The sequence below is a fragment of the Serratia ficaria genome (genome assembly GCF_900187015.1).
Taxonomy (GTDB): Bacteria; Pseudomonadota; Gammaproteobacteria; order Enterobacterales; family Enterobacteriaceae; genus Serratia; species Serratia ficaria.
Window position 1 is genome coordinate 4,116,460 of the sequence record NZ_LT906479.1, and the last position, 20,106, is coordinate 4,136,565.

Sequence of the window (20,106 nt, forward strand, 5' to 3'; positions counted from 1 at the left end):
TTAACTCTATCGCATTGTCTGGCCTGGGCGGCCAGACCCGCAGATTACGGCGCCAGCGCCCTTCTTACCGGGGCAAAGCTGCGGCGATGGTGCTCGGTGGCACCCAGTGCGGCCAGCCGCTCCAGATGGAAAGGCGTCGGGTAGCCTTTATGCTGCGCGAAGCCGTAATCCGGGAACGCGCGATCCAGCTCGGTCATTTCGCGATCGCGCGTCACCTTCGCCAGAATCGACGCCGCGCTGATTTCCGCCACGCGGCTGTCGCCTTTCACCACCGCCTGCGAGCGCATCGGCAGCTTCGGGCAGCGGTTACCGTCGATTAAAACCATGTCCGGCGCGATATGCAACCCGGCGACCGCACGCTGCATCGCCAGCATGGTGGCGTGCAGGATGTTCAATTGGTCAATCTCGTCCGGCTCGGCGCGCCCCAGGCTCCAGCAGAGCGACTTGGCGACGATTTCGTCATACAGCGCCAGCCGGCGTTTTTCACTGAGCTTTTTCGAGTCCGCCAGGCCCTGGATCGGCTGCGCCGGATCGAGGATCACCGCGGCGGTTACCACGGCGCCCACCAACGGGCCGCGGCCCACTTCATCCACGCCGGCAATCAGCGTTGCGGCGGGATAGATAAAGGGTTCAATCATGCTTTCGCCAGCTCCAACACAGCCTGAGCGGCCTGTTCATCGGCACCGCAACGGATGCTTTGGTGCAAGGTAAGGAAGGTCTGCTTCAGCGTTTCGGTTTGCGGGCTGTCTTCCAGCAGCGGCATCAGCGCGGCGGCCAGCTTGTCCGGCACGCAGTCGTGCTGCAGCAGTTCGGTGACGATTTCTCGGCCGGCGAGCAGGTTGGGCAGCGAGACGTAAGGGGTCTTCACCAGCCGCTGCGCCAGCCAGAAGGTAAACGGCTTCATCCGGTAGCCGACGACCATCGGACATTTGGCCAGCATGCACTCCAGCGCGGCGGTGCCCGACGCCAGCAAGGCTGCGTCGCTGGCCACCATCGCCTCGCGCCCCTGCCCGTTCAGCAGATGCACGGTCAGCTCCGGCGCCACCTCGGCCTTGATGCGTTCGAACTGCTCGCGCCGCTTGGCGTTGACCAGCGGCACCACCACTTCCAGATCCGGATAGCGGGTGCGCAGCAGCTGCGCGGTTTTCAGGAAATCGGCGCTCAGCATCTCGACTTCGGCACCGCGGCTGCCGGGCAGCAATGCCAGGCAGCGGGCCTGCGGGTCGATGCCCAGCTCGGCGCGCGCCGCCAGCCTATCCGGCTGCAGCGGCATGGCGTCCGCCATGGTGTGGCCGATAAACCGACAGGGAACGTTGAAGCGATCGTAAAACGCTTTTTCGAAAGGGAGAAAAGCCAGCACCAGATCGGTGGCTTTGCCAATTTTGAAAACGCGCTTTTGGCGCCAGGCCCAAACTGACGGGCTGACATAGTGAATGGTGCGAATGCCGCGCTGCTTTAGGCGGCCTTCCAGCGTGATGTTGAAGTCCGGCGCGTCGATGCCGACAAACACGTCCGGTCGCAATTCGCTGAAGCGCCGGGTCAGATCCTTGCGGATCTTCAACAGGCGCGGCAAACGTTCCAGCACTTCCACCACGCCCATCACCGCCAGCTCTTCCATTTCGTACCAGGCTTCACACCCTTCGGCCTGCATCAGCGGGCCGGCGACGCCAACAAAACGCGCGTCGGGAATCTGCGCCTTGAGCGCGCGGATTAAACCGGCGCCGAGAATATCACCGGAGGTTTCTCCGGCGACCAATCCGATAGTCAATGGGCGATTTGGCATAGGTCAGCGAATGATACCGCGGGTTGAACGGCCGAAGAAATCGAGGTACTGCTGCACCACCGGCTGTTCTTTAGCCAGCGCTTCGATTTCCGCTTTCGCCTCATCCAGCGTTTTTTCGCTGCGATACAGGATTTTGTAGGCATTGCGGATCGCCTGCATTTCATCCTTATCGAAGCCGCGGCGCTTCAGGCCAACGGCGTTGACGCCGAACGGCGTCGCGTGGTTGCCCTGCGCGATGACGAAAGGAGGCACGTCCTGAGCAACCCCGGAGCAACCGCCGACCATCACGTGCGCGCCGATAATGCAGAACTGGTGGATCGCCGTCATGCCGCCGATGATGGCGTGATCGTCCACTTCCACATGGCCCGCCAGCGTAGCGTTGTTCGCCAGCACGCAGGCGTTGCCCACCACGCAGTCATGCGCGACGTGCACGTTGACCATCAGCAGGTTGTCATCGCCCACTTTGGTCAGGCCGGTGCCCTGTGCGGTACCGCGGTGAATGGTGACGCTTTCGCGAATGCGATTGCGATCGCCCACTTCAACGCGCGTCGGCTCGCCCGCGTACTTCAGATCCTGATTCACTTCACCAATGGAAGCGAACTGGTAGATCTCGTTATCGCGGCCGATTTTGGTAATGCCGTTCACCACTACGTGGGATTTCAGTACCGTGCCAGCGCCGATTTCCACCTGGGAGCCGACGTAGCAGAAGGGACCGATATGCGCACCAGCGCCGATAACGGCGCCTTCTTCAACAATCGCGCTAGGATGGATAAAGGCGGTTTCGTCAATCACGGATTAAGCCTCCCGGCTGCGGGCACACATCATGGTTGCTTCGCAGACAATTTTACCGTCAACGGTCGCCACGCCTTTGAAGCGCGTCAGACCACGGCGGGTTTTCTCAAAGGTGACTTCCATGATCATCTGATCACCCGGCACTACCGGACGCTTGAAACGGGCTTCGTCAATGCCGGCGAAGTAATACAGCTCGCCCGGCTCCAGTTTGCCGACGCTTTTAAACGCCAGGATACCGGTGGCTTGCGCCATGGCTTCCAGAATCAATACGCCTGGGAAAATCGGTTTACCAGGGAAATGCCCCTGGAAAAACGGCTCATTCACAGATACGTTCTTCACCGCACGCAGATATTTGTGCTCTTCGAAGTCGAGCACGCGGTCGACCAGCAAGAACGGATAACGGTGAGGAAGCAGCTCCAAAATTTCTGCAATATCCAGAGTATGAGTGTCAGTAGTCAAAATACTCTTCCTGTCTCTAAAAACTGATGGCATCAACAACACGGCCTGCGCTGACCCCAAAAGGAGATCATCATGCAGGCCGCAAATTAACAACTCTTTGCGCTTTTGGTCTCACGACCAACGCGTTTCGTTTTGTACCCAGCGTGGCGGGCGGCAATGATTAGTCTTTTCCGACTTTTCGTTCGACAGCTTTTAAGCGCTTGCTGATCTCATCGATATTCATCACCAACGCAGCGGTTTTACGCCAAACCTTGTTGGGTTGTAACGGAATGCCCGAAGAGTATACCCCAGGTTCGGTGATTGGTCGCATAACCATTCCCATTCCGGTGACAACAACCTTGTCGGCAATCTCCATGTGACCGTTGATCACACTGGCTCCGCCGATCTGGCAGTAGCGGCCGATCTTCAGGCTGCCCGCCATGATAACACCACCGGCGACGGCAGTATTGTCGCCAATCACGACGTTATGTGCAATCTGGCATTGGTTGTCGATGATAACACCATTCCCGATCAGGGTGTTATCCAACGCGCCGCGGTCGATGGTGGTGCAGGCGCCGATCTCGACGCGATCGCCGATAATCACCGTGCCCAGCTGTGGGATTTTGATCCACTCGCCGCGTTCGTTGGCATAGCCGAAACCGTCCGCGCCGATCACCGTACCGGACTGGATCAGGCAGCGTTGGCCGATCTCGACCTCATGATAAATAGTGACGTTCGCCCACAGACGCGTACCCGCGCCGATGCGTGCGTGTTTGCCGATAAAGCAGCCCGGGCCGATAACCACGTTATCGCCGAGCACCGCGCCCGACTCGATCACCGCATTCGCCCCGACGGCGACATTTTGCCCAAGCCGCGCTTCAGGAGAGATAGCCGCGCTAGGCGCGATATCCTGTGCGGGAGCCGGCGTGGTGTCCATCAGTTGCGCCATGCGCGCATAGGTCAGGTAAGGGTTTTTAACCACCAGCGCCGCAGAACGGCAGTGTGGTAGATCCGCCTCGGTAAGCACCACGGCGCTTGCCTGGCAGGAAGACAGCTGCTCTTGATAGCGGCTGTTTGACAAAAACGTGATTTGGCCAGCCTGTGCCGAATGCATAGAAGCAATGCCGGTGATGACGAGATCGCCATCACCGTGCAATTGTGCATCCAACTGCTGCGCTAAATCAGCCAGTCGAATTGAAAGCATGTTTTATTTAACCTGTTTCAGCACGTCGGCAGTAATGTCTTTGGAAGAACCGGCGTAGGCAACGGCGTTAGCGTCGATCACTACGTCATAGCCTTCTTTGCTGGCGACAGATTTCACAGCGTCCTGAATGCGGCTCAGGATTTTGTTGCGCTCTTCCATCTGACGGCGACGGTTGTCCTGCTCGAAAGCCTGCGCTTTCTGAGAGAACTGCTCGCGCTGCGCCATCACGTCTTTTTCCAACTTGCTGCGTTCGCTGGCTTTCATGGTAGCGCCATCACGCTGCAGACGCTGCATTTTGGTCTGAAGGCTACGCTCCATGTTCTGGAGTTCGCCCGCACGGCCTTTAAACTCGTTTTCCAGCTGTTTAGCCACGGTTTCACGTGCTGGCAGCTGTTGGAAAATGCTGGAGACGTTAACGACAGCGATGTTATCTGCTGCCTGAACGCCAGCTGAAGCAGCCATTGCTAAACCGAGGCCTGCGGCACACAACCACTTTTTCACTATAAACTCCTTACCATCACCCATTTGTGTCATATGACACTTGAAGTACACAATCTGCCAGACTTATCCCGCCAAACAATGAGAATCGTCTCTCTCTGCAAACGGGCGCCTGGCATTTGCGATTCTTAATAACTGCTCTGCCCAGAGGCGAGACCCGTTACCAGGTCTTACCAATGTTAAACTGGAACTGTTCGGACTTGTCGCCCTCGTAATCTTTGAGCGGGTTGGCGTAAGAGAACACCAACGGCCCCAGCGGCGACATCCACTGCAGCGCGATACCGGCGGAAACGCGAATGTTGCTCGCCTTGCTGTAGTCAGGCACGTCGTACATACGGGTCTGGTCGGTATTCTGCCAGTTGGTGTCCCACACGGTGCCCGCATCCACGAACAGGGAAGTCCGCACCGAGTTGGCGTATTTCTCGCTGATGAACGGCGTCGGGGTAATCAGCTCCAGGCTGGCGACCGCCATGGCGTTGCCGCCCACCGCGTCGTCGGAATTACAGATGCTCTGACGCGTCGTCGTGCTGCCGGCATTGTACTGGCAGTTATACGAGTTGGAATTGTAGTACACCGCCTTCGGACCGATGGTGTTGGACTGGAAGCCGCGCACGGTGCTCGAGCCGCCGGCGTAGAAGTTCTCGTAGAACGGCATTTCCTTGCCGCCCAGACCATCGGCGTAACCCAGACGGCCACGGCCCAACAGCACCCAGGTGCGGTCGTCGTTGATTGGCACGTACTGCACGCTGTCCAGCGTCACCTTGTAGTATTCGTTGTCCGAGCCTGGAATGGTGACCTTGCCGTTCAACGTGGTGCGGTTGCCCGAAGTAGGGAAGTAACCGCGGTCCAGGTTGTTGTAGGTCCAACCCAGGTTCAGCGTAAAGTCGTCTGCGGAATAGCTGGCGCGATCGGTGGTGTTCGGATCCAGACCCATAGAGTCCAGATAACGCCACATGGCGATCTGCGGCTGCATGTTCGACAGGCCGTTATGCACATAGCCCAGACCGGTACGCAACGAGTTGTTTTCGTTGATCGGGAAGCCCAGTGTGCCGTCGATACCGTAACTCTTGTTGGTATAGTCGGACAGGTCCGCGTCATCCGCTTTAAAGTCGTTGTAGAAGATACGGCCGCCCAGGCTCACACCGTCAACGGTGAAGTACGGGTTGGTGACCGACAATTCGGTATAGGTCTGGTAGTCGTTCTTGGTGCCGCTGATGCCGACAGAGTAGCCGGTACCCAGCCAGTTGTCCTGCTGCACGCCCGCCTGGAAGCTGACGCCGCTCTCGGTGCCGTAACCGACGCCGAAGTTGAAGGTACCGGTGTTGCGCTCCTTCACCTTGTAGGTGACGTCAACCTGATCGGCGGTGCCCGGCACGCGCTGGGTTTCGACATCGACCGTTTCGAAGTAACCCAAACGGTTCAGACGCTCTTTACCCTGCTCGACCTGGGCGTTGCCCAGCCAGGCGCCTTCCATCTGGCGCATTTCGCGGCGCAGTACGGAATCTTTGCTGGTGTCGTTGCCTTCGAACTTGATGCGGCGCACGTAGAAACGGTTGCCCGCATCGACGTTGACGTGCAGCTTGACGGTTTTATCCGCGTCGTTGATTTCAGGCTGGGTGCCGACACGCGGGTAGGCGTAACCATAACGGCCCAACATCGTCTTGATGTTGTCTTCCATTTTGGTCACTTTGCTGCCGTTGTACAGTTCGCCCGGCTCGATCTTGGTCAACTGGGCGACCTCCGCCGAGTGGCCCGCCAGATTGCCGTTCACCACCACGTCGGAAAGCTTGTACTGCTCGCCTTCGGTAATGTTGATGGTGATGTAGATGCCTTTTTTATCCGGCGTCAGGCTGACCTGGGTAGAATCGATATTGAAGCGCGCGTAACCGCGATCCAGATAGAAGCTGCGCAGGGTTTCGAGATCGCCCGCCAGTTTCTGTTTCTGATATTTGCGATCGCCGACCAGGTTCCACCACGGCACTTCGTCACGCAGCTGGAAGCGCGAGATCAGTTCGTCGTTGGTGAAGGCATGGTTGCCGACGATGTTGATTTGCTGAATCTTGGCGGAGACCCCTTCCGTGAACACCAGTTTCAGGTCGACACGGTTGCGCGGCAGCGGCGTCACTACGGCTTTCACCGAGGCGCTGTATTTGCCGACGCTGTAGTAGAAGTCTTCCAACCCTTTTTCGATGCTGGAAATGGTGGTGCGGTCGAGCGCCTCGCCAACCCGGACGCCGGAGGCTTCCAGGTTCTGCTTGAGCATGTCATCCTTCACCGACTTGTTGCCGGAGAAAGTGATGCTGGCGATGGTGGGACGTTCCTTAACCTGAACAATCAGCGTATTACCATCGCGCAGCACGCGAACGTCCTCGAAGTTGCCGGTGGCAAACAAGGCACGGATGGTATTACTGATATCATCGTCAGTGACGGTATCGCCTACGCGAACCGGCATGTTGAGTAACGCCGCACCGACGGCGACCCGCTGCAGGCCTTCGAAATGAATGTCTTTCACTACGAACCCGTCTGCACCGTATACGGTGGCGCTGCCAAACAGCAGCGACGCTATGAGCAACTTTTTCATCGCCATCGTTGTTATGCGTTCTTCCTAACCTATCCCCGCCCCTAAAGGCGAGAAAAATCATTGAAAAGTGCAAGACCCATCAGCAGTACCAGCACGATCGAACCTATGCGGTAGCTGTAGTCCTGTACTCGCTCGGAAACCGGCCCACCCTTCAGCTTTTCTATCGCCAGGAAGAGGAGATGCCCACCATCTAACACCGGTAATGGGAACAGGTTGATGATCCCCAGGTTGACGCTAATCAACGCCAGGAACATCAGATAATACACGAACCCGACCCCGGCTGACGCCCCTGCTCCCTGTGCAATCGAAATCGGGCCACTCAGGTTGTTCAGCTTTACATCACCGGTTATTAATTTACCCAGCATGCTGACCGTCAGCCGCATCAGCTGCCAGGTCTTGTCTCCGGCCTGATACAGCGCCGGGAACGGTCCATACTGACGAATCGTCTTATACTCGTCCGGCAGCGGCAGCACTTTCGGAATGATGCCCGCAAACCCCACCGATTTGTCTTTTCCCACCGGCTTTGTATCCGGTATCAGCGTCAAAGACAAGGGGGCGCCGTTTCTTTCGATCTCCAAAGCCAGCGGCTGACCCGGGCCGTCGTGAATACGCTTGACCAGCGTTTGCCAACGACCCAGCAGTTGACCATCGACTTTAACGATCCTGTCCCCCGCTTGCAAACCCGCCTTTTGCGCCGCCGAATTCGGCTGCACTTCGGCCAGCACTGATTCTATCTGCGGACCGCGCGGAATAATACCCAGCGCGACCACGGGATCCTGTTTGTCCGGCTCAAAGTTCCACTGGCGTAAATCCAGGGTTTTGGTCACCTGCTGCGAAGAGCCGAACGGCGCAACGCCCACTTCGGTTTGCGCGTCGCCAATCTTCGCCACCAGCGCCAGACGAACTGATTCCCAATCAGGCGTTTCGATACCGTCAACCGACTTTAGTTCCATTCCCGGCGAAATTTCGGCCTGTGCGGCGATGGACTGCGGCGAGATTTCACCGATGACCGGACGGAAGCTGGGAACGCCGATGATGAACACCAGCCAGTACGCAAGGATAGCAAACAGGAAGTTGGCGATGGGGCCGGCGCTGACGATCGCCGCGCGCTGCCAGACGCTTTTGTTGTTGAAGGCCTGATGACGGAATTCCGGCGCGACGGCGTCGACCCGCTCATCCAGCATCTTCACGTAGCCGCCCAGCGGGATGAGCGCGATGACGTACTCGGTGCCCTGGCGGTCGGTGCGGCGCCACAGGGCGCGGCCGAAGCCGATAGAAAAACGTTCAACGCGCACGCCGCAGCGGCGAGCGACCCAAAAGTGCCCGAACTCGTGCACGGTGATTAACACACCGAGCGCCACCAAAAACGCCACCAGGTTCCAGAGCACGCTGAACATTATCCCTTCACTCCCCGCCATTGACGGATTAAAACACTAACAGCATCAGGCAGGCAAATACCGGAACTGCCGCGGTCAGGCTGTCGATACGATCCAGTATGCCGCCATGACCCGGTATCAGATGACCGCTGTCCTTGATGCCCGCTTCGCGTTTGAACATGCTCTCGGTCAGATCGCCCAGCACCGAAGCCAGCGCGGCGATCACCGAACAGGCCAACAGGGTGGCCGGCACCACGTTCAGCGGTGCGTAGCGGCCGAACAGCCAGGAGATCACCGCCGACGTCACCAGCCCGCCAATCAGCCCTTCCCAGGTCTTGCCCGGCGAGACCTTCGGCGCCAGCTTATGCTTGCCGAACAGTTTGCCGAACATGTAGGCGCCGGAATCCGCGCCCCACACCAGCAGCATCACGTACAGCAGCCACCAGGCGCCGGTAAAATGATTTTCTTCGTAGCCGAACTGGCGCAGCGCCAACATGCCCCAGAAGAACGGCACTATGGTCAGCAGGCCGAACAGCAGGCGCAGCGGGCGCGAATTACGCCAGATGGCCGCCGAACCGGGATAAAACAGCACCAGCAGCAGCGCGGCCAGCCACCAGGCCAGCGACAGCCACAGCGGGCCGCCTACCTGAGGCAGATCGACGGAATGATGGTAGGCGGGGACGCTGAGCATCATCAGCGCCAGCAGAAAACCGCACAGTATCGCCAACCAGATGCGCTGCGGGCGGGAGGTAAAACCGGCCAGTTGGCCCCACTCCCAGGCAGCTAACATGCACACCACGAGCGTTACCAGGGCAAAAGCCACCGGCGGCAGCAAAAACAGCGCTGCGATAACGATCGGAATTAAAATCAGAGCAGTTATGAGGCGATACTTCAGCAAAAGTTCCCCCTAGGACGCATTGGCGCCGATAGGTGTTGTTCCCCCGAAGCGACGCTCACGTTGTGCAAATGCATTCAGCGCACCTTCAAAGACAAGTTCATCAAAATCAGGCCAGAGTACATCAGTGAAGTAAAGTTCGGCATAGGCAATTTGCCACAGCAGGAAGTTACTGATGCGGTGTTCGCCGCCGGTGCGAATAACCAGGTCCACCGGCGCTAAATCGCTCATGCAAACCCGCTCGCTCAATAACTCTTCGCTGATCTGGTCCGGACGCAGCACGCCGTCCTGCACCTGCTCAGCCAGTTCCCTTACTCCCTGAATGATATCCCAACGGCCACCGTAGTTGGCGGCGATGTTGAGCGTCAGGCCATCGTTATTTTCCGTCAGCTGCTCCGAGCGATGGATGCGCTCTTGCAAACGCGCGCTGAAACGGCTGATATCACCGATCACGCGCAGCCTGACGTTATGTTTATGCAGGCTTTTTACTTCGCTATCCAGGGCGCGGACAAAAAGCTCCATCAACGCGGAGACTTCCTGTACCGGGCGGTTCCAGTTTTCGCTGCTGAAGGCATAAAGCGTGAGTGCATCCAAATGGTTGCTGGCGGCAAAGCTGACCGCGCGGCGCACCGATTTCACCCCTGCTTTATGACCGAAGACACGTAACTTGCCCTGACGTTTGGCCCAGCGTCCGTTGCCGTCCATGATGATGGCGACGTGGCGTGGCCCAGAAAGGGATGGATTAGCCTCTTGTTGATTTGCGGACGACATAACTCGTACTTATTTCCTCAATAGAAATATAACTGCCTTTCCGGAACATCAGGCCCTTACGCGCAAAAAAAGCCGTGTGCCCGACACGGCTTTGCAGTCTGCCCCAGCGATAGCCGGCCAACGCCGGCTCGCCATCGGCATTCAGGATGCCAATCAGGCCATTATTCAACGGTATAACCGCTGACAAGTGGCGCAGACTATACCACCTCAGCAGGGCATGAACAAACGGCCCCACTGCGGCACGCGCGAATTACGAACAAAATCGGATAATAACCGTTATCAACCGCGCAGCGAGCTGACAGCCTCGTTGGCCGCCGCGCGCGCCTGACGATCTATTTCTAAGACCGCATCGATGCAGGACGGTTCCTGCAGCGACAGACGCTCCACCACCCGGCGGTTGACGTCGGCGATGTCGGTGAAGCGAATCTGCGCCTGCAGGAACGCCGCCACCGCCACTTCGTTGGCCGCGTTGAGCGCGGTGGTCGCCGCCTGGCCTGCGTCAAAGGCTTCTATCGCCAGATACAGGCAGGGGTAACGCTCGCGTTCCGGCTCGGCAAAGGTCAACGACCCGATGCGGCAGAAATCCAGCGCGGCCACGCCGGAACTGACCCGCTGCGGGTAAGCCATGGCGTGGGCGATCGGCGTGCGCATGTCCGGCGTGCCCAGTTGGGCCAGCACGCTGCCGTCGGCATAGCGCACCATCGAGTGGATCACCGACTGCGGATGCAGGATCACTTCCATTTGTTCGGCCGAGGCGTTAAACAGCCAGCGGGCCTCAATATATTCCAGACCTTTGTTCATCATGGTGGCCGAGTCCACCGAGATCTTGCGGCCCATCGACCAGTTAGGGTGGGCGCAGGCCTGATCCGGCGTCATCGCGGCGAACTGTTCCAGCGGCGTGGTGCGGAACGGGCCGCCGGAACCGGTAAGCACGATGCGCGAAACACCATGATCGTCCAGTGAAGAGTATCCCAACTGACGCTGAATGCTCTCAGGCAAACTCTGAAAAATCGCGTTATGCTCGCTATCCAGCGGCAGCAACTGCGCCTGGCTCTTTTGCACCGCGTCCATAAACAGGCGCCCGCAGGTCACCAGCGACTCTTTGTTCGCCAGCAGCACCTGCTTGCCGGCGCGGATCGCCGCCAGCGTCGGCAGCAGGCCGGCGGCGCCGACGATCGCCGCCGTCACCTGGTCGACGTCGCTCAGCGCGGCCAGCTCGCAGGCAGCTTGTTCACCCGCCATGACTTCGGTGGCGACGCCGTTTTCCGCCAGGATAGCGCGCAGCTCGCGCGCCGCGTTTTCATCCGCCATCGCCGCATAGGCCGGGCGGAACTCCATGCACTGCTGCGCCATCACCGCCACGTTGCGGCCGGCAACCAGCGCTTTAATCGCGAAACGCGCGGGATTTTCCCTGACCACGGCCAGGGTGCTGGTCCCTACCGAGCCGGTCGAGCCTAGAATAGTCAGTTGCTTCATGAGTTCACTCTGAATAACTGTCTGATGAGATCGAAGGGGATCCAGTGTCTAACCTTGGACACCGCTTGTCCATGATCTTTCAGTACGTTGAAACGGGATCTGCGCCACAAAAAACAAAGCGCCGCCCAGGCGACGCTTTTTTATGCGCGATGCTGATTAGAAGTCCATCAGCTCTTTTTCTTTGTCCGCCAGCGCGGCATCAAGCAGCTTGATGTAGGCGTCGGTCATTTTCTGAATATCGTCCTGAGAACGACGATCTTCGTCTTCGCTGATTTCTTTGTCTTTCAGCAGCGCTTTCACCTTGTCGTTGGCGTCGCGGCGCACGTTACGCACGGCTACGCGGCCCTGCTCGGCTTCGCCGCGCACCACTTTGATCAGATCCTTGCGGCGCTCTTCGGTCAGCGGAGGAAGCGGAACGCGGATCACGCTGCCGGCGGAGCTCGGGTTCAGACCGAGATCGGAAGACATGATGGCCTTCTCAACCGCCGACCCCAACGAGCGGTCAAACAGGTTGATCGCCAGGGTGCGGGAATCTTCAACGGTCACGTTGGCCAGCTGGCGCAGCGGGGTAGCGGCGCCGTAATATTCCACCATGATGCCGTCCAGAATGCTTGGGGAAGCACGGCCGGTACGAACTTTGCTGATTTGGTTTTTGAATGCTTCGACGCTTTTTTCCATGCGTGCATCGGCATCTTTTCTGATTTCATTAATCACGTTGCGAACCCTTGGAAGCTGGTTACTTGGCAGGCGATACCTCAAGTATAGCCCGTGAATTGTACTCGGAGAGCGCACGGCGCCAGGCGTCATCCGCTCCGCTAAATCCTTATTTGCTGATCAGCGTACCTTCGTTCTCACCCATCACCACGCGGCGCAGCGCGCCAGGCTTGTTCATGTTGAACACGCGGATCGGCAGACCGTGATCGCGCGCCAGCGTAAACGCCGCCAGGTCCATCACTTTCAGCTCGCGCTCCAGCACGTCCTGATAGGTTAACTGTTCGTACAGCGTCGCATCCGGGTTTTTAACCGGATCGGCGGAGTATACGCCATCCACTTTGGTGGCTTTCAACACCACGTCCGCTTCGATCTCGATGCCGCGCAGGCAGGCGGCGGAGTCGGTGGTGAAGAACGGGTTGCCGGTACCGGCGGAGAAGATCACCACGCGGTTGTTGCGCAGCAGGCTGATCGCCTCGGCCCAGCTGTAGTTGTCGCACACGCCGTTCAACGGGATTGCCGACATCAGGCGGGCGTTCACATAGGCACGGTGCAGTGCATCACGCATAGCCAGGCCGTTCATCACGGTAGCCAGCATTCCCATGTGGTCGCCCACTACGCGGTTCATGCCGGCCTGAGCCAGCCCCGCGCCGCGGAACAAGTTCCCGCCGCCAATAACTACACCGACCTGAATTCCCAGTTCGACCAGCTCTTTCACTTCCTGAGCCATGCGATCCAAAACGCTTGCGTCGATACCAAAACCTTCTGCACCTTGCAGGGCTTCGCCACTCAGTTTGAGCAAGATACGCTGATATACGGGTTTTGCATTGGTTGCCATGGTGTTCTGTCCTAAGAAGCAGTATTAGTGTTGGGGATTTCAGCCGATGAAACGCGTCTGAGGTGAGTATAACGCCACAGAGCCTGCCACCGGTGTAATTCTGGCTGGATAGTATGGAACCGCCAAACGGCGGTTCCATTGGCAGTCATTAAGACTGTTTGCTCATTGCCGCAACTTCGGCAGCAAAGTCGGTTTCGACTTTAACGATGCCTTCGCCCACTTCGAAGCGGATGAAGTTGATCACGTCAGCGTTGTGCTCTTTCAGCACCTGGCCAACGGACTTGCTCGGTTCGATAACGAAAGGCTGACCGGTCAGAGAAACTTCGCCGGTGAATTTCTTCATGCGGCCTTCAACCATTTTCTCTGCGATTTCTTTCGGCTTGCCAGACTGCATGGCGATGTCCAGCTGAACCTGGTACTCTTTCTCAACCACTTCTGCAGACACATCTTCAGGCTTAACGAATTCTGGCTTGCTCGCCGCAACGTGCATGGCGATTTGCTTAACCAGCTCTTCGTCAGCGCCTTTAGCCGCGATCAGAACGCCGATGCGCGCGCCGTGCAGGTAGCTGCCCAGCACGTCGCCTTCCAGGGCTGCGATGCGGCGAATGTTGATGTTCTCACCGATTTTTGCCACCAGAGCAACACGCTCTTCTTCGAATTGCGCTTTCAGCACGTCAACGTCGGTGATTTTGCCGGCAACGGCGGCGTCCAGCACTTTGTCGGCGAATGCCTGGAAGCCCGCGTCTTTAGCAACGAAGTCAGTCTGGCAGTTAACTTCCAGGATCATGCCGTAGTTGCCTGCGATCTTGGTTTTGATCACGCCGTCAGCAGCTACGTTGCCTGCTTTTTTCGCCGCTTTGATCGCGCCAGATTTACGCATGTTTTCGATTGCCAGCTCGATGTCGCCGTTGGCTTCGACCAGTGCTTTCTTACAATCCATCATGCCAGCGCCGGTACGCTCACGCAGTTCTTTTACCAGAGCAGCGGTAATATCAGCCATTTCTTTTTCCTCGGTTATCTCGCACGGAGACAGTTCTCATTCAGATAAGCAAAGGGGGCCTTTAAGGCCCCCCTAACCAACATATGTCAATACCTGGTTAATAAGGGCTCAGTGACGAGCTTGCCTTATTATTCAGCTTCTACGAAGCTTTCTTCCGCCTGAACGGCCAGATCTTGAGAACGACCTTCACGGACGGCGGTAGCAACGGCAGTCAGGTACAGGTTTACTGCACGGATTGCATCGTCGTTACCAGGGATAATGAAGTCAACGCCGTCTGGATCGGAGTTGGTATCAACGATAGAGAATACCGGGATACCCAGGTTGTTGGCTTCTTTAATCGCGATGTGCTCGTGATCTGCATCGATTACGAACAGAGCGTCAGGCAGACCACCCATGTCCTTGATACCACCCAGGGAGTTTTCCAGCTTGGCCAGTTCGCGAGTACGCATCAGCGCCTCTTTCTTGGTCAGCTTGTCGAAGGTGCCGTCTTGGGACTGGATTTCCAGATCTTTCAAACGCTTGATGGACTGACGAACGGTTTTCCAGTTAGTCAGCATGCCGCCCAACCAGCGATGGTTCACGAAGAACTGGTCGCAGTTGTGTGCAGCTTCTTTTACCGCTTCGCTTGCTGCGCGCTTGGTACCAACGAACAGGATCTTGCCTTTACGGGAAGAGATCTTGGTCAGTTCAGCCAGAGCGGCGTTGAACATTGGTACGGTCTGCTCAAGGTTGATGATGTGAACCTTGTTACGAGCGCCGAAGATGAAAGGCTTCATTTTCGGGTTCCAGTAACGGGTCTGGTGACCGAAGTGAACACCGGCCTTGAGCATGTCGCGCATGGAAACAGTTGCCATGATTAAACCTCTATAGAATTAGTTGGGGTTATGCCTCCACGTATCCCATAACGCCGACCCCGGCGGTGATAAATCACCTCGAGGCACCCCGGCGGATGTGCCGATACGTGTGTGTTATTTACACAATGTGAGTGCAGTTAAAGTATTTTCGGCCATTTCCGTCGTTGCCACAAGGACGCAGAGCGGATCGCCGGCGCGCTTTATACCATAAACCCGCCACCGACACCAACTTTTGTTGCGTTTGGCCGGCCGCCGGGAAATGAAATTTGGCAGCCCCCCGGCCGGGCTGATACCATGAGTCACTGCTTCTTATTTGTCGACGATAACGACACCTGCGGACGAATTTCATGGCAATCTCAATTAAAACACCTGATGACATCCAAAAAATGCGCGTGGCCGGCCGCCTGGCCGCCGAAGTGCTGGAGATCATCGAGCCGCACGTCAAACCTGGCGTGACCACCGGCGAACTGGACCGTATCTGTCACGAGTACATCACCAACGAGCAGCAGGCCATCTCCGCCTGCCTCGGTTATCACGGCTTCCCGAAGTCCGTGTGCATCTCGGTGAACGAAGTGGTGTGCCACGGCATCCCGAGCGATGACAAAGTGCTGAAGGACGGCGACATCGTCAATATCGACGTGACCGTGATTAAAGACGGCTTCCACGGCGACACCTCCAAAATGTTCATCGTCGGCAAGCCGACCATTCTGGGCGAGCGCCTGTGCCGCGTCACTCAGGAAAGTCTGTATCTGGCGCTGAAAATGGTGAAGCCGGGCATTCGCCTGCGCACCCTGGGCAAAGAGATCCAGAAATTCGTCGAAGCCGAGCGCTTCTCCGTGGTGCGCGAGTACTGCGGCCACGGCATCGGCGAGGTGTTCCACGAAGAGCCGCAGGTGCTGCACTATGACGCCGACGACGGCGGCGTGGTGCTGCAGGCCGGCATGGCGTTCACCATCGAGCCGATGGTCAACGCCGGCGATTACCGCATCCGCACCATGAAAGACGGCTGGACGGTAAAAACCAAGGATCGCAGCTTGTCGGCGCAGTATGAGCATACTATTGTGGTCACTGATAACGGCTGCGAGATAATGACGTTGCGCAAGGATGACACCATCCCCAACATCATTACGCACGAGATGTAAGCGCCGCGGCCCATGGCCGCGCTGCATGATGTCACAGGCCGGCTTTTGCCGGCCTTTTTTATGGGCTGCGTATTTATGTCTGAAAACTTTCGTCAACAGGACACTCCGGCCGTCGCGCCGCGGCAGCCTGAGTATCCCAACGCTTACGGCGACGAGGAGATCAACTGCCTGGCGCTGAAGCAGCGGCTGGAGCAGTTCCAGCTGTGGCTGGCGGCGGCGTTCGACGCCGGATCCAGCGCCGAGAGCCTAGTGGCGGCGCGCAGCGATTTCATCGACCGGCTGCTGCGCCGCCTGTGGACCTTCTACGGCTTTGAGGATATTCCGGAAACCGCGCTGGTGGCGGTCGGCGGCTATGGCCGCGGCGAGCTGCATCCGCTGTCGGACATCGACGTGCTGGTGCTCAGCCAGCGCCGGCTCAACGAACAACAATCCCAGCGGGTCGGCGAATTCATCACGCTGCTGTGGGACCTGAAGCTGGAAGTCGGCCACAGCGTGCGCACGCTCGAAGAGTGCCTGCTGGAGGGGTTGGCGGATCTGACCGTCGCCACCAACCTGATCGAATCGCGGATGATCTGCGGCGACGTGGCGCTGTTCCTGCAGATGCAAAAGCACATCTTCAGCGACGGCTTCTGGCCTTCGCCGCAGTTTTTCCACGCCAAGCTGGACGAGCAGCAGGAGCGCCATCAGCGCTATCACGGCACCAGCTACAACCTGGAGCCGGACATCAAGAGCAGCCCGGGCGGCCTGCGCGATATCCACACCCTGCTGTGGGTGGCGCGCCGCCACTTCGGCGCCACCTCGCTGGACGAAATGGTCGGCTTCGGCTTCCTCACCCAGGCGGAGCGCAACGAACTGAACGAGTGCCAGAGCTTCCTGTGGCGCATCCGTTTTGCGCTGCACCTGGTGCTGTCGCGCTATGACAACCGCCTGCTGTTCGACCGCCAACTCAACGTCGCGCAGCTGCTGCGTTACCAGGGCGAAGGCAACGAGCCGGTCGAGCGTATGATGAAAGACTTCTACCGCATGACGCGCCGCGTCAGCGAACTGAACCACATGCTGCTGCAGCTGTTCGACGAAGCGATCCTGGCGCTGGACGCCACCGAAAAACCGCGGCCGCTGAACGACGACTTCCAGCTGCGCGGCAATCTGATCGACCTGCGCGACGAAACGCTGTTTATTCGTCAGCCGGAGGCCATCATGCGGATGTTCTATCTGATGGTGCGCAACCGCGAGATCAAGGGCATCTACTCCACGACGGTGCGCCAGCTGCGCCATGCGCGCCGCCATCTGAAACAGCCGCTGTGCACCATTCCCGAGGCGCGCGATCTGTTCATGGCGATCCTGCGCCATCCGGGCGCGGTGTCGCGCGCGCTGGTGCCGATGCACCGCCACAGCGTGCTGTGGGCCTATATGCCGCAGTGGGGCAAGATTGTCGGCCAGATGCAGTTCGACCTGTTCCACGCCTATACCGTGGACGAACACACCATCCGGGTGCTGCAGAAGCTGGAAAGCTTCGCCGATGCGGAAACCCGCCCGCGCCACCCGCTGTGCGTCGAGCTGTATCCGCGCCTGCCGCACCCGGAGCTGCTGCTGCTGGCGGCGCTGTTCCACGACATCGCCAAAGGCCGCGGCGGCGATCACTCGATCCTCGGCGCGGAAGACGTGCAGGAGTTCGCCGAGCTGCACGGCCTCAATTCACGCGAGACGCAGCTGGTGGCCTGGCTGGTGCGCTGCCACCTGCTGATGTCGGTGACCGCCCAGCGCCGCGACATCCAGGACCCCACGGTGATCCAGCAGTTCAGCGCCGAAGTGCAGAGCGAAACCCGCCTGCGCTATCTGGTGTGCCTGACGGTGGCGGACATCTGCGCCACCAACGAAACCCTGTGGAACAGCTGGAAGCAGAGCCTGTTGCGCGAGCTGTACTTCGCCACCGAAAAACAGCTGCGCCGCGGCATGCAAAACAGCCCGGACCTGCGCGAGCGCGTGCGGCATCACCGGCTGCAGGCGCTGGCGCTGCTGCGCATGGACAATATCGACGAAGAGGCGCTGCACCGCATCTGGAGCCGCTGCCGCGCCGACTACTTCCTGCGCCACTCGCCGAACCAGCTGGCCTGGCACGCGCGCCACCTGCTGGCCCACGACTCGACCCAGCCGCTGGTGCTGGTCAGCCGGCAGGCGACGCGCGGCGGCACCGAGATTTTCATCTGGAGCCCGGACCGCCCTTATCTGTTCGCCGCCGTGGCCGGCGAAATGGACCGCCGCAACCTCAGCGTGCATGACGCCCAGATTTTCACCAACCGCGACGGCATGGCGATGGACACCTTTATCGTGCTGGAGCCGGACGGCAGCCCGCTGGCGCAGGATCGCCACGCGGCGATCCGCCACGCGCTGCTGCAGGCCATCACCCAGCGCGAATACCAGCCGCCGCGGGTGCGCCGGCCGTCGTCCAAGCTGCGTCATTTCAGCGTGCCGACCGAGGTCAACTTCCTGCCGACCCACACCGACCGCCGCAGCTATCTGGAGCTGACCGCGCTCGATCAGCCGGGCCTGCTGGCCAGAGTGGGCGAAGTCTTCGCCGATCTCGGCCTGTCGCTGCACGGCGCGCGCATTTCCACCATCGGCGAGCGGGTCGAGGATTTGTTTATTCTCGCCGACGGCGATCGCCGCGCCCTCGACCAGGAAACGCGCAGAAAGTTGGAACAACGGTTGACAGAGGCCCTCAATCCAAACGATAAAATGTGATACAAGTAACTTTTTACCGACAACATCAGGACAGAGAACAGAATGCAGCAATTACAGAACGTTATTGAAAGCGCCTTCGAACGCCGTGCGGACATCACTCCGGCGAACGTGGACCGCGTAACGCGCGAAGCGGTAAACCAGGTGATCGGCCTGTTGGACAGCGGCGCCCTGCGCGTTGCCGAGAAGATCGACGGTCAGTGGGTAACGCATCAGTGGCTGAAAAAAGCCGTACTGCTCTCTTTCCGCATCAACGACAACAAGGTGATGGACGGCGCGGAAACGCGCTATTACGACAAGGTGCCGATGAAGTTCGCCGACTACGACGAAGCGCGCTTCCAGAAAGAGGGCTTCCGCGTGGTGCCGCCGGCGACCGTGCGCCAGGGCGCATTTATCGCGCGCAACACCGTGCTGATGCCGTCTTACGTCAACATCGGCGCCTACGTCGACGAAGGCACCATGGTCGATACCTGGGCCACCGTCGGCTCCTGCGCGCAGATCGGCAAGAACGTCCACCTGTCCGGCGGCGTCGGCATCGGCGGCGTGCTGGAGCCGCTGCAGGCCAACCCGACCATCATCGAAGACAACTGCTTCATCGGCGCGCGCTCCGAAGTGGTTGAAGGGGTGATCGTGGAAGAAGGCTCGGTGATTTCCATGGGCGTTTACCTGGGCCAAAGCACCCGCATCTACGACCGCGAAACCGGCGAAGTGCACTACGGCCGCGTACCGGCCGGCTCGGTGGTGGTGTCCGGCAACCTGCCGTCCAAAGACGGTTCTTACAGCCTGTACTGCGCGGTGATCGTCAAGAAGGTCGACGCCAAGACCCGCGGTAAAGTCGGCATTAACGAGTTATTGCGCACCATCGACTAAATTAAGATAGCGGGTGATTCACCCGCTATTTTTTTGTCTGCGTTTCGTCGGCAGTCACAGTCGCAGACCCCGCTTTCCGCCATAATCGCAGTCGTGGACCCCTGAATAATGCGAGGCGGTTCGAGGTATGACGGGATA

General features: G+C 58.8%; 18 protein-coding genes. 3 read left to right on the top strand and 15 right to left on the bottom strand.

Annotated elements, in window-relative coordinates; translation table 11 throughout:
* Nucleotides 1–44: 44 nt before the first annotated feature.
* The 15 genes from rnhB to rpsB form a co-directional block, all read right to left on the bottom strand.
* On the bottom strand, nucleotides 45–638 hold the full coding sequence (gene rnhB / locus CKW09_RS19445; protein ID WP_061796713.1) for a ribonuclease HII: 594 nt from the start codon (nucleotides 636–638) through the stop codon (nucleotides 45–47).
* Nucleotides 635–1,783, bottom strand: coding sequence for a lipid-A-disaccharide synthase (gene lpxB / locus CKW09_RS19450; protein WP_061796715.1), 1,149 nt, complete (start codon nucleotides 1,781–1,783; stop codon nucleotides 635–637). The genes rnhB and lpxB overlap by 4 nt, the downstream gene beginning before the upstream one ends.
* A gap of 3 nt (nucleotides 1,784–1,786) precedes the next feature.
* Nucleotides 1,787–2,575 carry an acyl-ACP--UDP-N-acetylglucosamine O-acyltransferase gene (lpxA, locus tag CKW09_RS19455; RefSeq protein ID WP_061796717.1) on the bottom strand — a complete coding sequence of 263 codons (789 nt, stop codon included), beginning with the start codon at nucleotides 2,573–2,575 and terminating at the stop codon, nucleotides 1,787–1,789.
* Between the two features lie 3 nt (nucleotides 2,576–2,578).
* Nucleotides 2,579–3,034, bottom strand: a complete 456-nt coding sequence (fabZ, locus tag CKW09_RS19460; RefSeq protein WP_021179919.1) for a 3-hydroxyacyl-ACP dehydratase FabZ — start codon at nucleotides 3,032–3,034, stop codon at nucleotides 2,579–2,581.
* Nucleotides 3,035–3,194: 160 nt separating this feature from the next.
* A complete protein-coding gene (lpxD, locus tag CKW09_RS19465; RefSeq protein WP_061796719.1) occupies nucleotides 3,195–4,217 on the bottom strand; it encodes a UDP-3-O-(3-hydroxymyristoyl)glucosamine N-acyltransferase in 1,023 nt (340 codons plus the stop codon).
* Nucleotides 4,218–4,220: 3 nt separating this feature from the next.
* On the bottom strand, nucleotides 4,221–4,718 hold the full coding sequence (gene skp / locus CKW09_RS19470; RefSeq protein WP_061797012.1) for a molecular chaperone Skp: 498 nt from the start codon (nucleotides 4,716–4,718) through the stop codon (nucleotides 4,221–4,223).
* A 157-nt stretch (nucleotides 4,719–4,875) separates the two neighbouring features.
* On the bottom strand, nucleotides 4,876–7,302 hold the full coding sequence (gene bamA / locus CKW09_RS19475) for an outer membrane protein assembly factor BamA (RefSeq protein WP_061796721.1): 2,427 nt from the start codon (nucleotides 7,300–7,302) through the stop codon (nucleotides 4,876–4,878).
* A gap of 35 nt (nucleotides 7,303–7,337) precedes the next feature.
* Complete coding sequence (gene rseP, locus CKW09_RS19480; protein WP_095098976.1) at nucleotides 7,338–8,693, bottom strand: sigma E protease regulator RseP; 1,356 nt, start codon at nucleotides 8,691–8,693, stop codon at nucleotides 7,338–7,340.
* Nucleotides 8,694–8,721: 28 nt separating this feature from the next.
* Nucleotides 8,722–9,570: a phosphatidate cytidylyltransferase gene (cdsA, locus tag CKW09_RS19485; RefSeq protein WP_061796725.1), complete on the bottom strand. Its 849-nt coding sequence runs from the start codon at nucleotides 9,568–9,570 to the stop codon at nucleotides 8,722–8,724.
* A 9-nt stretch (nucleotides 9,571–9,579) separates the two neighbouring features.
* Entirely contained in the window at nucleotides 9,580–10,338 is a 759-nt protein-coding gene (gene ispU, locus CKW09_RS19490; RefSeq protein WP_061796727.1) for a (2E,6E)-farnesyl-diphosphate-specific ditrans,polycis-undecaprenyl-diphosphate synthase, read from the bottom strand.
* Between the two features lie 279 nt (nucleotides 10,339–10,617).
* Entirely contained in the window at nucleotides 10,618–11,814 is a 1,197-nt protein-coding gene (ispC, locus tag CKW09_RS19495; RefSeq protein WP_061796728.1) for a 1-deoxy-D-xylulose-5-phosphate reductoisomerase, read from the bottom strand.
* A gap of 156 nt (nucleotides 11,815–11,970) precedes the next feature.
* Nucleotides 11,971–12,528: a ribosome recycling factor gene (frr, locus tag CKW09_RS19500; RefSeq protein WP_061796730.1), complete on the bottom strand. Its 558-nt coding sequence runs from the start codon at nucleotides 12,526–12,528 to the stop codon at nucleotides 11,971–11,973.
* A gap of 109 nt (nucleotides 12,529–12,637) precedes the next feature.
* Entirely contained in the window at nucleotides 12,638–13,363 is a 726-nt protein-coding gene (pyrH, locus tag CKW09_RS19505) for a UMP kinase (protein ID WP_004931940.1), read from the bottom strand.
* Nucleotides 13,364–13,511: 148 nt separating this feature from the next.
* Entirely contained in the window at nucleotides 13,512–14,363 is an 852-nt protein-coding gene (gene tsf / locus CKW09_RS19510) for a translation elongation factor Ts (RefSeq protein ID WP_061796731.1), read from the bottom strand.
* A gap of 128 nt (nucleotides 14,364–14,491) precedes the next feature.
* Nucleotides 14,492–15,217, bottom strand: coding sequence for a 30S ribosomal protein S2 (rpsB, locus tag CKW09_RS19515; protein ID WP_061796733.1), 726 nt, complete (start codon nucleotides 15,215–15,217; stop codon nucleotides 14,492–14,494).
* 347 nt (nucleotides 15,218–15,564) lie between these two features.
* Here rpsB and map point away from each other — a divergent pair, with 347 nt between their 5' ends.
* The 3 genes from map (at nucleotide 15,565) to dapD (ending at nucleotide 19,968) form a co-directional block, all read left to right on the top strand.
* The gene (gene map / locus CKW09_RS19520; RefSeq protein WP_061796735.1) at nucleotides 15,565–16,359 is read left to right on the top strand and encodes a type I methionyl aminopeptidase; all 795 of its coding nucleotides are present in this window, start codon (nucleotides 15,565–15,567) and stop codon (nucleotides 16,357–16,359) included.
* A 75-nt stretch (nucleotides 16,360–16,434) separates the two neighbouring features.
* Entirely contained in the window at nucleotides 16,435–19,101 is a 2,667-nt protein-coding gene (glnD, locus tag CKW09_RS19525; protein WP_061797013.1) for a bifunctional uridylyltransferase/uridylyl-removing protein GlnD, read from the top strand.
* A 42-nt stretch (nucleotides 19,102–19,143) separates the two neighbouring features.
* On the top strand, nucleotides 19,144–19,968 hold the full coding sequence (gene dapD / locus CKW09_RS19530) for a 2,3,4,5-tetrahydropyridine-2,6-dicarboxylate N-succinyltransferase (RefSeq protein ID WP_061796737.1): 825 nt from the start codon (nucleotides 19,144–19,146) through the stop codon (nucleotides 19,966–19,968).
* The last annotated feature ends 138 nt before the right edge of the window (nucleotides 19,969–20,106 follow it).